The 12,192-nt window shown below is 46.4% G+C and carries 10 protein-coding genes; 9 read left to right on the top strand and 1 reads right to left on the bottom strand.

The annotated features are described in order from the left end of the window. Window positions 1-47: 47 nt before the first annotated feature. Both OYT88_RS17200 and OYT88_RS17195 read left to right on the top strand, forming a co-directional pair. Complete coding sequence (locus OYT88_RS17200) at window positions 48-500, top strand: MarR family winged helix-turn-helix transcriptional regulator (RefSeq protein ID WP_274401587.1); 453 nt, start codon at window positions 48-50, stop codon at window positions 498-500. Beyond that, window positions 497-3,664 (top strand): MMPL family transporter, encoded by a 3,168-nt coding sequence (locus OYT88_RS17195; protein WP_274401586.1) that lies wholly within the window; start codon window positions 497-499, stop codon window positions 3,662-3,664. The genes OYT88_RS17200 and OYT88_RS17195 overlap by 4 nt, the downstream gene beginning before the upstream one ends. Window positions 3,665-3,769: 105 nt before the next feature. On the opposite strand, the gene OYT88_RS17190 is transcribed toward OYT88_RS17195, so the two are convergent. Continuing rightward, window positions 3,770-4,393, bottom strand: coding sequence for a hypothetical protein (locus OYT88_RS17190; RefSeq protein ID WP_274401585.1), 624 nt, complete (start codon window positions 4,391-4,393; stop codon window positions 3,770-3,772). Between the two features lie 589 nt (window positions 4,394-4,982). Here OYT88_RS17190 and OYT88_RS17185 point away from each other — a divergent pair. The 7 genes from OYT88_RS17185 to OYT88_RS17155 all read left to right on the top strand — a co-directional run bounded on the left by OYT88_RS17185 (window position 4,983) and on the right by OYT88_RS17155 (window position 12,188). Then, the gene (locus OYT88_RS17185) at window positions 4,983-7,019 is read left to right on the top strand and encodes a KUP/HAK/KT family potassium transporter (protein WP_274401584.1); all 2,037 of its coding nucleotides are present in this window, start codon (window positions 4,983-4,985) and stop codon (window positions 7,017-7,019) included. Between the two features lie 292 nt (window positions 7,020-7,311). Beyond that, the gene (locus OYT88_RS17180; RefSeq protein ID WP_274401583.1) at window positions 7,312-7,533 is read left to right on the top strand and encodes a hypothetical protein; all 222 of its coding nucleotides are present in this window, start codon (window positions 7,312-7,314) and stop codon (window positions 7,531-7,533) included. Window positions 7,534-7,547: 14 nt separating this feature from the next. Further along, the gene (locus tag OYT88_RS17175) at window positions 7,548-9,065 is read left to right on the top strand and encodes a spore germination protein (protein WP_274401582.1); all 1,518 of its coding nucleotides are present in this window, start codon (window positions 7,548-7,550) and stop codon (window positions 9,063-9,065) included. 31 nt (window positions 9,066-9,096) lie between these two features. Beyond that, window positions 9,097-10,206 (top strand): GerAB/ArcD/ProY family transporter, encoded by a 1,110-nt coding sequence (locus OYT88_RS17170; protein WP_274401581.1) that lies wholly within the window; start codon window positions 9,097-9,099, stop codon window positions 10,204-10,206. Continuing rightward, window positions 10,203-11,303, top strand: a complete 1,101-nt coding sequence (locus OYT88_RS17165) for a Ger(x)C family spore germination protein (RefSeq protein ID WP_274401580.1) — start codon at window positions 10,203-10,205, stop codon at window positions 11,301-11,303. Before OYT88_RS17170 ends, OYT88_RS17165 begins: the two co-directional genes overlap by 4 nt. A 187-nt stretch (window positions 11,304-11,490) precedes the next feature. After that, complete coding sequence (locus OYT88_RS17160) at window positions 11,491-11,898, top strand: DsrE/DsrF/DrsH-like family protein (protein WP_274401579.1); 408 nt, start codon at window positions 11,491-11,493, stop codon at window positions 11,896-11,898. 56 nt (window positions 11,899-11,954) lie between these two features. Beyond that, a complete protein-coding gene (locus OYT88_RS17155) occupies window positions 11,955-12,188 on the top strand; it encodes a sulfurtransferase TusA family protein (RefSeq protein WP_274401578.1) in 234 nt (77 codons plus the stop codon). Window positions 12,189-12,192 lie beyond the last annotated feature (4 nt).

Here is a 12,192-nt window from a genome sequence, read left to right as displayed (position 1 = left end):
AACTGTTTGACAGTCTAACTTTAAGGTATCAGAGGGGGTGTAATTTATTGCATGATCTTGCGGAACAATATATTTCACTGGATTACAACATTCATAAAAAGGGAAGGCTGCTGATGAAAAACGAGCTTTCCGACCAACTGACTTATGATCAATTCTGTGCGCTTCGCTATATCTATAAAGAAAGAAAAATCACAGCGACCGATCTGGTTCACGTTCTTTATGTCAATAAAAGTTCAATCAGCACTTTAATCCGCCGAATGGAAGATAAAAAACTGATTGTTCGCGATCAGACACAAACAGACCGCCGAAAAATCTGCCTTTCTCTTTCCGAAAAAGGCAAACACTTATATGAGGCCTGTGAGCAAAGGATCAACGCCCTGGTCAAGGAAATTATTAATTCTTTCACAGAGGAAGAAATTGAGCAGTTTTTTATCTTTAATAAGCGGCTCAATCATTTTTTTGATGAAAAAATACAGCTGATGAAAGGAACCGCAGAATGAGACTGATTTTAAAAGCAAAATGGTGGATTATCGCCGCTTGGATCGTCGTCATTTCCTTATTAGCGATCACACAGCCTAATATGTCTCAATTAATTCATGACAAAGGGGCCGCATCTATTCCGGATTCATATTCCTCCTCCCAGGCCCGCGACTATTTGGACCAATGGCAAAAACAGGCTGGAACGGGCAACATCTCATCCGCCGTTTTAGTGTTTTATGATAAGCACGGTTTATCGGAGACCGATAAAAAAGAGATTAAAAAAGGGATTCAATCGTTAAAAGATCAAAAAAAGGAACTGGCGATTACCGATATACTCGACGTTTACGATCAGCCAAGCCTGAAAAGTCAATTGATCTCAAAAAATAATAAGGCCATGCTCATCAGTCTGAATTTAGACCTGGAGAACAAGGATCAAAAAGTAATTACGGAAAAGCTGAATCAGGCTGTTCAAAACGTACCGGTCGAACATCATTATACAAGTGACTGGATGATCACAAATGACACCGTCCAGAGTTCACAGGACGGCCTGCACAAAACCGAATACTTAACGATCATTTTTATTTTAGTGGTACTTTTCATCGTATTCCGCTCGGCGATTGCACCGTTTATTCCGCTTGTCGCCGTAGGCCTGTCCTTCCTGGCTTCTCAGTCAGTGGTTGCCTTCTTGTCTAAATGGTTTAATTTCCCGATATCCACTTTTACTCAGATCTTTCTGGTGGCAGTTCTTTTCGGTATCGGAACAGATTATTGCATCCTGCTGATCAATCGCTTTAAAGAAGAGATTCCTCTTCATGAAACAATTGACGAAGCGGTCATTCAAACCATTAAGCACGGCGGACGAACGGTGTTCTTCAGTTCATTAACGGTATTCATCGGGTTTGCGACAATCGGATTTTCCACGTTCAATATTTACAGATCGGCAGTCGGTGTCGCTGTCGGCATCGCCTTTCTTATTTTGTCATTAGTCACCGTCGTTCCTATTTTGATGTCTCTTTTAGGGACCCGGCTATTTTGGCCAATGAATAAGAATATCAGCCATAGCCAAAGCCGCCTTTGGAAAGGGGTGGGACATTTTGCATGGACACGCCCGTTCATTTCCCTGATCATTGTTGCCGTCATTATCGTTCCGCTCTTCCTCATGTATAACGGAACACAGTCGTTCAACTCAGTCGGCGAAATGAGCGATAAGTATGATGCCGTCAAAGGATTTAATCTCATATCCCAGAACTTTAACCCCGGAGAATCGATGCCGACAACCATCGTTTTGAAAAACGATGAAAATATGAATCAGCAGAAATACCTGGGAACCATCCAGGCGATCACACAAAATGTTGAAAAAATGGATCATGTAAAGACAGTCCTCAGCGCGACTCAACCCGAAGGCAGTCTGATTAAAGACTTCCTGGTTCCCAGCCAGGCGCAGACACTGAGTCAGGGACTGGATCAGACTAATAATGGCGTGCAGAAAATTGCTTCCGGTCTAAACAGTGCCAGCAGTCAATTGAAAAAATCGCAGCCGGAACTGGAACAGGCCACCGGCGGTATCAATCAACTCGTCTCGGGAACGGAATCGCTGAAGAACGGTGTTATCCGGCTGCAGGCGGGTCTCACACAGATCCAGCAGGGCATGGACAGCGGCCATGCCAATTCCCAGGATATAGCAAGCGGATTGCAGAAACTGAAGACAAGTGCCGAAACACTCCTGCAAAATCAGCAGAAATTATTAAGCGGCTATCAGCAGCTTCAAAGCGGACTGAGTGAGATCAGCACGAACTATCACCGCATTAACAGCGGCGTGCAACAATTAAAATCGATAAGCAGCAATTTATCCGCAGCAATCAGTTCGTTAGAAGCGCTTGGACAAACTGATCCCTCCGTCGTGAAAACCCCTCAATATCAGCAGGCATTGGGAATCTTAAAGGGCACGGACGGCGGATTGAATCAGATGCTGAACGGTCAGGGCGGCCAGCCGGGGCTGCTTTCCGCGATGAGCCAGATGGACAGCGGATTAGCGGTTTTAAACAATAATATGAAAACGGCCAATAGCGGCCTGGCACAATTAGTGGCCGGACAGCAGCAGTACAATAACGGATTGCAGCAAGTCATTGCAGGCATTAATCGGCTCAGCGACGGACTGAAGCAGGCAACCGGGAACATCCCTAAACTGTCCGGCGGATTTGATCAAGTGATTAACGGCCAGACACAATTAAAAAATGGATTTTCAGATCTGGGCGGCCAAATGAAACAGCTGACGGACGGACTGGGTACCTCCGCAAACGGCCTCAACCGGATTTCGGGCGGACTGGATGAGACCAACCAATTTGTGAAACAACTTTCGACGAATAATGGTGAACTGAGCGGTTTCTATATTCCCAATCAGGCGCTGCAAAACCCGTCATTCGTGCAGTCGATTAACAATTATATGTCAAAGGATCGCAAAATCACAAAACTGAATGTCGTTTTCGATGTCAGCCCCTATTCGCTGACTGCCATCGACCAAATTGATCCGATCAAGTCGACGGTGGAGCGCACCATCAAAAACACTTCTTTAGAGAACGCAAAAGTGGCAATCGGAGGAACGACGAGCGACTTCAATGATCTCAGTCAGATTTCAAGTAAAGATTATGGGCAAACCGTTCGCTGGATGCTGATCGGCATCGGCATCGTACTTATTGTGCTGCTGCGTTCCTTCGTCATGCCAGCGTACATTATCGGTTCGCTGACAGTCACCTATTACGCGGCCATGAGCATTGCCCAGTTTATTTTCCAGCATGTTCTCGGTTATGCCGGCGTCAACTGGGCCATTCCGTTTTTCGGATTTGTGATTCTTGTCGCGCTCGGTGTCGATTACAGCATATTCCTGATGGACCGGTTTAATGAGAACAGGGGACTTCCGATTCGCGAGGCTATGCTTGATTCCATGACGAATATAGGATCCGTGATCATGTCCGCGGCACTTATTCTAATGGGCACATTCGCCGCTATGATTCCTGCAGGCGTCTCGGAATTGACCGAAATTGCTACAATCATCATCACCGGAATTATTATCTATAATGTCCTCATGCTGCCGCTGTTCATGCCGGTCATGGTCCGGATCTTCGGATCGGCAAACTGGTGGCCTTTTAAAAGAGGAGAAGCAGCCGGAAACACTGAAAACGAATAAAGTTCCGTGAATTGACATGTGAGAAACTTAACCTGTATCAGAGTTCAGGCAACCTGCAAGGCCGCAGACTTTGTCCAGGAAAACAGGAACTTTTTTCTTAGTAAACTAAGTCGGTGCGACTTGGGCCTGATTCGGTGCGACATTTCGGTGATTCGGTGCGGCTTGGCCCAGATTCGGTGCGACATTTCGGTGATTCGGTGCGACCTCTCTCGTTCGTGCTACATTTCGGTATTTAGGTGCGACTTGGCCCGAATTTGGTGCGACTTCCCGGCGGTTCGGTGCGGCTTGGTCGAATTCGGTGCACCTCTGGCTGCATTCGGTGCGACCGCTCCCGTTTGGTGCGGCTTCCCGGCGGTTCGGTGCGGCTTGGCCCGGATTCGGTGTGACCTCCCGGTGATTCGGTGCGGCTTGGCCCAGATTCGGTGCGGCTTCCCGGCGGTTCGGTGCGGCTTGGCCCGCATTTGGTGCGACTTCCCGGCGGTTCGGTGCGGCTTGGCCGGATTCGGTGCACCTCTGGCTGCATTCGGTGCGACCGCTCTCGTTCGGTGCGTCCCTGGCAGCATTCGGTGCGGCTTCCCGGTGATTCGGTGCGACTTGGCCCGCATTTGGTGCGACTTCCCGGCGGTTCGGTGCGACTTGGGCCTGATTCGGTGCGACATTTCGGTGATTCGGTGCGGCTTGGCCCAGATTCGGTGCGACCGCTCTTGTTCGGTGCGGCTTGGCCCGCATTTGGTGCGACTTCCCGGCGGTTCGGTGCAACTTGCATACGGGAAAGTCACCGAACTGATACCGTTTTCAAGTGAGATAATAACCACTGTTTATCGGATGCGGGAGAAAACAGTTTTCATCCAGAAAACATAGAATAGCAAGTTCAACAAATTAGAAGGATACAAAAACGGATGCCTCAGCTAACGGGGCAGCCGTTCTTTTGTGTTATAAGCAAAAATTTTTAAAGATAAGAGTGTAGGCCGGACATAAGCGCCGCGCCCGCACGATTCGGCATGAGACCGCCCTAGCCGCTGCAATTAAAGCCTGTCAACGTTAAAAGTACGACCAAACCGGTTTTCTGATCATCAAGGGCAGAAGCCGTCGCCAAAGATTGCTGATCAGAAGCGACTGGACCAGGAGCGTCCTGAGCGGCGGGATCATAAGCATGAAAAAAATTGCATTCTCCGGAGCTTTAAAATATTTTGCCGCTTTATTAGGATTTTCAGGCCTTTCTTTAGAACCGGAGCATCCTTGTTTGCAAAGAAAAACTTGACTCAATGCGACAAGTTGACTAAACTTTTTTTGATGAGACGATGAAGGGGCTTAATATATGGAGAATAAAATGTTTCAACGCTGTTCTTTCACGGGCATGCTGGTCGCTCTCGGTATTGTGTACGGCGATATCGGCACCTCGCCTTTGTATACGATGAATGCCATTGTCACCGATGCAGGGACAATGCAGGATGCCGTGCCCGAGTATATTATCGGTTCGGTTTCATTAATATTCTGGACACTGATGATCATTACAACGATCAAATACGTCGGCATCGCGATGCGTGCGGATAACAAACATGAAGGCGGCATTTTTGCCTTATACGCCTTGATTCGCAATCGGGGGCGCTGGCTGGTTATCCCAGCGCTCATCGGCGGTGCGGCATTATTGGCGGACGGCACTTTAACTCCGGCCGTGACTGTGACCTCGGCGGTTGAAGGTTTAAAAGGGCAACGGATCGGCTCGCTGACGTTAAGCAACAGTCAGCTGATCGTCGTTTTAGCGGTCACGATCATTTTGCTGGGCATGTTCTTAATTCAGCGGTTCGGAACAGCAGTCATCGGCCGCTCATTCGGACCTATCATGCTGATCTGGTTTGCTTTTATCGGTTTTGCCGGACTGTTCAATTTACTGCAGCATGTCGAAATTTTAAAGGCATTATCTCCGTATTATGCTATTCATATCTTATTCAGCCCCGTAAATAAAGTCGGTATCTTTATCCTAGGCAGTGTATTTCTGGCCACAACCGGTGCGGAAGCTCTCTATTCCGATATGGGGCATGTCGGCAGGAAAAATATTTACGGCAGCTGGGTGTTTGTCTATCTGATGCTGACACTCAGCTATTTCGGCCAGGGCGCGTGGGTGATCGGCCATTACCGGGACGCCGCCTATCGTCATTTGCAAAATATTAATCCTTTTTATGAAATGCTGCCGACGCAAATGCGGTTATTTGCCATTATCATCGCTACTTTAGCGGCAATTATTGCTTCTCAGGCGCTCATTACCGGAAGCTACACATTGGTAAATGAAGCGATCGGCTTAAAATTCCTACCGAGATTATTGATTAAACATCCTAGCTCGGTTCGCAGTCAGATCTATATTGGAGCTGTCAACTGGCTACTGTGCCTGGTTACACTAAGCATTGTCTGGCTGTTTCAGACGTCGCAGCATATGGAGGCCGCTTACGGGCTGGCGATCACGATTACAATGCTGATGACCACGATATTGCTTTTCGAATTTATTAGAATGAAAACGAATCGGATCCTGGCCTTCAGTATGGTTTTATTTTTCGGCCTTATCGAAACACTTTTTCTCATGGCAAGTCTCGTTAAGTTTACCCATGGCGGGTACCTGACGATTTTAATTTCCCTCTTAATCCTGTCCGTTATGGTGGTCTGGTATTACGGCAATAAACAACGTGAGAAATATGAACGGACGAGCGAATACGTTTCATTATTGGATTATCGAAAACAGCTGATCCAGTTGAGCAATGATGAAACGGAGCCTCTTTATACGACGAATTTAGTTTATATGGCAAAAATCGGACCGCATTATCGCGTCAAACGGACCGTTCCCTACTCCATTCTGGACAAACGTCCTAAGCGGGCAAAGGTTTACTGGTTTGTTACCGTCAATGAAACGGATGAGCCGTATAAACGCTCATACACGGTGGATATGCTGGGCACGCGCAATGTCATCAGCGTTCAGCTTTATCTCGGATTTAAAAATTCACAGCATGTCAACGTCTATATTCGGCAAATCATTAATGATCTCATTGATCAGGATGTTATCGATACACAATATCCCAAATACACGACACTTAAAAATAGGCGGGTCGGCGATTTCAAATTTGTGATTACCAATCAACAATTGATGGACCTGTCGGCAGAAAATTCGGAGATGAAGCATTTCGACCGGTTGTTAATCGGCGGGCGGATTTTTCTGCAGAATAGGACGACCTCTCCGGCCGTCTGGTATGGGCTGAGATTCAGTGAAGTTGTCGAAGAAGCCGTACCGTTAGTCCTTTACGACCCTGAAGTTCTGCGATTATCTCAGAATGAAGTCCGTCATTCCGTGAAAAACACAGAGAAATAGGAGGCTTTACGACCCCCGGCCTGCTTTTTCCGTTCAATGATAAAATGAAAAGCCGGATCCGGAGCAAACAAGCAAACGTTCTGGTCGTTTTCGAACGCTGAATGTCCGCTCAAAAATAATGGAAACCGGTCTCATCATGCATGTCCCACCATTGTGGGACATTTTTTATTTCTGCAGCCTTAGGGCCGCCGGGCAGTGAATGACCTGCATCTTTTGGGGCATGCTAACGATTGATTAATCAATCTGTACAAACAAACTGTGCAGGAATCTGAACAAGATCAGGAGATGCCCGATGCAGACCGTTTGGCTAATGCTCAGTTACTTTTTCCTCCTCATCCTTTTTTTTATTTTTATATTGCTCAGACTGGACACCTGGTCCGCGATCATGATCTATTGCTTAATTTTTTGGGTCACCCTTGTCCCTCTGACTGTCATTTTTTTAGAAGAAAAGAACGATGAGCTGAACGAAATAAAAGAGAATGAGAAAAAATTGAGCGAACACAATCCGAAATGAGAGGCCTCCCCGTTATGTTCTGGAAAAAGAAAAGGCTGAAAGAAGCCGCTCAACATGTCGAGCCGAAAACCATTGTGGATTTATATAATCAGATAAAAGATAATGTGGATTTTATCCAGTTCGAGCACTGTGGAAATCATTTCAGCTGCTGGATCTCCTTTTTTAAAACATTGGTCGATGTCGACTATGTGCACCGGGATGTCCTTTCCTTCCTGTATGAACAGGATGTCGACAGCCTCAATGACATTCAAAAACGGCTTCCTATCGAAAAGATACTTAAAACAACGGATTTGTCGACGATTCAGTATCGGTTGCTTAAGGGATACATCATTATTCAAAAAAACAAATCGGACGCCGAATGCCTGATTATACCGATGACTAACGTTGAGGGACGCCAGATCGGCGAACCGAAAACAGAAACAAGTGTGATGGGGCCAAAAGAATCGTTTGTCGAATCGATCGACACAAATATTAATTTGATGAGAAAACGCCTCCCCATCCCCCAATTCCGTATCGAAGAAATCCGGATCGGTAAAATCAGCAAGACACGTGTCTGCACGATGTATATCAGGGGGATCGCGAATGACGAAAACGTCCATACGGTCAGGCAAAGGCTGCGGGATCTGGAAGTCTCCGATCTGACCGATACGATCCTGCTGGCACAACTGATCGGAGATAACAGTCAATCTCCCTTTCCGCAATTTATTGATTCCGAGCGTCCCGATCGCACGGCAACAGCTATTTATGAAGGGCAAATCGCTGTTTTTATCGACGGATCGCCAAACGCGATCATTTTACCATCAAGTATTACTAAATTTTTTTCATCGATCGATGATTACTTTCTGCCCTGGTATCTGGCAACTGCTTACCGTATCTTAAGAGTCGCGGCTGTCGGTCTGTCCACTTTATCATCAGCGATTTATGTCGCGCTTCTTACCTACCACTATCAGCTTATCCCGGAAAATTTACTCGGTCCCCTGATCGCTTCGCGAAGCCTCGTTCCGTTTGACCCAGCTACTGAAGCACTGATTCTAGAAGTCATGATCGAGCTGCTTCGCGAGGCGGGCGCCCGCCTGCCGACAAAAGTCGGGCAGACAATGAGTATAGTCGGCGGTATTGTCATCGGCACGGCCTCTGTTCAGGCGGGCATGACCAGCAACGTCCTGCTGATCATCGTTTCCATATCGGCACTGGGTTCCTTTATTACACCCAACTACCGGATGGCGACAACGATCCGCTTTCTCCGCTTCCCTTTCATTCTCAGTGCTCAATTACTGGGCCTGCTTGGGATTGCATTCTGCCTGACCCTCCTTCTCGCCCATTTGCTGAGGCTGACCTCGCTTGGCCGGCCCTTTCTGGAGCCCTATTATCCCTTAAGAGTGACCGACCTGATGGATTCGATTTTCAGAGCACCCAGTAACTATCAGACCACTCGCCCCCTGTTCCTTCGCCCGGGCGACGCGGCCAAAAGAAATCGGAACAGAAGTACGGAAAAACGGGGAAAGCCTTCTCGAGATATTGATGAATCATAAGACTTTTTGTTGAAAAAGGAGGGGCAGGCCCTTGTTGCAGGATAAAATTAGCGAAACAAATCAGCTTCCTCCCAACAGTGCATTTTTCATCCCCTTTTCGATGCAGATGGGGGTCGGTTTGCTCGCCTTTTTGCGGACCATTCCGGCCGAAGCGGGCCGCGATGCCTGGATCACGGTGATATTATCGGGATTCCTTACACTCGCGATCATGGCAATCATTTTCCGCCTGCTCGAAACGGAGCGGAAATTCGGGAGGCCTGACCTTTTCTCCATTCATCAGCGCCTTTTCGGCAAATGGATCGGCGGCCTGCTTAACTTCCTGGCTCTCGTTTATATAGCCATTCACGGAGTGGCCTTTTTGAGAACCTACTTTCAGGTCATCAATGTCTGGATCTTTCCGCAATTGCCCGTCTGGGAATTCTCCATCCTTTTTTGTCTGTTATTGTGGTACATCGTGCTCGGAGGCATCCGGGTCATCGGCGGCATTTGTTTTATGAGTTTCATTATTTTAGTCATTATGATGCCCACCAATGCCTTCGCTGTGCAATATGCCCACTTTTTCAATTTATTGCCCCTTTTCGAAACATCGCCGCTTATGGTTTTGAAATCTTTCATTACCGCTGCCCAAAGTTTCGGCGGCTTCGAAATGATTCTGTTTTTTTACCCATTTATCAAAAAGCCGGAAGCAGCCAGAAAGTGGGGATATTTTGCTTTGCTGACATCTACTTATACTTACCTGACCATCATGCTTTTAGGCCTCTTATACTTCAATCAGCCGGAGTTGCAGAAACTCCTCTGGCCCATTACGACTTATTGGAAAAGAATTAATTTCCCTCTGTTTTCACACTTCGATATCATCGGCATTTTTTCTATATTCTGGATCCTGCTGCCGAGTATTGCCTTTTCAGTCTGGGCTATTTCGAGAGGGATTAAGCATCTTTTTCCAATCAAACAAAAAATTGCGTTAATCCTTGTCTTGATCATATTCGTCGTTCTCTGCCAGATCCCGAAGAACGGCGGAGATTTGATCCTGCTGAATCAACTTTATACGCAGGCGGCATTCTATTTTATGTATGCCTATATTCCGTGTCTTTTCTTCATTCAGTGGATCAGCGGCAAAGTGAGGCAGAAAAGCTCTTGAAAAAAAAACTGATTGCCATAATAATGGTGCTCGTTTTCCTAAGCGGGTGCCTCCCAACCAGCATTATTGACAGGATTCTCATCATCGAAGCGGAAAGTTATGATTACATCGGTCAGAATAAAGTATACGGCACCGTTGTTTTCCAAAATAACCTATCGAACGGCGGCACAAGCGGAGGAGGTACTCCGCCGATGACGACGACCATGCGCTCCGTGTCGGGTGTGACCTATGACGGCAAATCCCTGGTTGACAGATTCCAGCAGGCAAGTCAGCGTCCGGCAAGGGTCGGGAAAATCAGAATTATGCTGTGTGATAAGAAAATGGCGGAACACGGGCTTGAAAAAACGATTGAGAACCGTATGCGCGATGCTGATACGGGAGGTGATATGTATCTGGCCGTTACAGACGGAAACGCGAATCAGATGCTGACCGGCAGCTATCAGACACAATTGCCCATTTCCGATTATTTAACGAATCTGATCGAACAGAGTGAAGCGCAGAATTATCCATCCAGTTCCTTGCACAGTATTTTATACAGCTATTTCGGATCGTATATGGATCCGTTTATGCCGATGATTAAGAAAAGAGGAAAACATCTTGAGATGGACGGCATTGCTTTATTCAAAAAGGGAAAAATGGCAATGTCTGTTCCTGAAAATGACACGTATATTTTTAAAATGCTGTATGAACCGTTTAATCAGGGCTTCTTTGACTACCAGTACTCATCGAATCAGCATATCGCGCTTCGGAATATTGGTACCGGACATCAATACTCTGTTAAAAAAGGCAACAGTTTCCGGCCCGAAATTTATGCGACTGTCCAGATCAAGGCGCAGGTCAGACAGATAGCTCCCGGCCTGCTCAAGGAAGGACCGAATAAGGCCCTTGAGCATAAAATTGAACAGGATCTTGAAAAAAGGGCATGCGCCATGGTGAGACGATTTCAGGAAAAAGGAATCGACCCGCTGGGACTAGGCGATCTGACCAGAAGTTATACACGCTATTTTCACGGGAAATCATGGCCGGACCGCTACAAAAACGCGCAGTTTCATTGTCACGTCTCCCTGACCATCACCCAGAACGGCATCTCCATGTAAGAGTATCACGAAAATAGCCGGTTTAAAGGAACGAATACCAGCCTTTTTAGAAGCAGGAAATGAAGGCGTTGCCATCATATCGCCATCTATTATTCATAATAATTTCATACAACAGCCCTTCTATACCTATACCCCTATATGTATAATAGATTTGTAAGGGAAATTGATCACATAGGAGGAATTGATTATGACTCAGGAACAACAGAAACCATCTTTAGCGATTATTTTAATGTCAGAGGATCTTGAAAAGCTGCATGCCGGCTCCCTGGTCGGTTCCGTCGCTTCCATGTCGGGGATGAAAGTCAGCTTTTTTATAACAATGAATGCTTTGAAAGCGTTTAAAAAAGAGACAGTGAACAAACAGGATTTTAAAACAGGCACTGTAGGCAAAGAAATGCTATCAAAGAAAATACCTTTATTCAACGAACTCATCAAAAACGGGAAAGAATTAGGCGACATGTCTGTTTACGGCTGCGCAATGGCCATGGATTTAATGGGATGGAAGAAAGAAGATATGATCGATGTATTTGATGACGTGATCGGTGTCAACAAATTTCTGGGAATGTCTCAGAATGCACAGGTTATTACAATGTAAACAGATTTTTAAAGCTGGATAAGCAAGAAACGTTTCAGAAAGGAAGGAATTTGATTATGGTTAAAGTTACGAAACAAATCGATGCAAGAGGATCTTTTTGCCCTGGCCCGTTAATGGAGCTGATCAAGGGAATCAAAAAAGCGTCTGTCGGTGATGTGATTGAGGTTATTTCGACAGACAGCGGATCTAAAGTTGACATTCCTGAATGGGTGAAAAAAATGGGTCACGAGATTGCGAACGAAAGAGAAGACGGAGAAGATTACTATATAGCCGTTCGTAAAATGAGATAATTCG

Origin of the sequence: Sporolactobacillus sp. CQH2019 (genome assembly GCF_028765345.1) — a bacterium.
Lineage (GTDB): Bacteria > Bacillota > Bacilli > Bacillales > Sporolactobacillaceae > Sporolactobacillus.
This window is presented reverse-complemented; position numbering and strand designations above follow the sequence as displayed.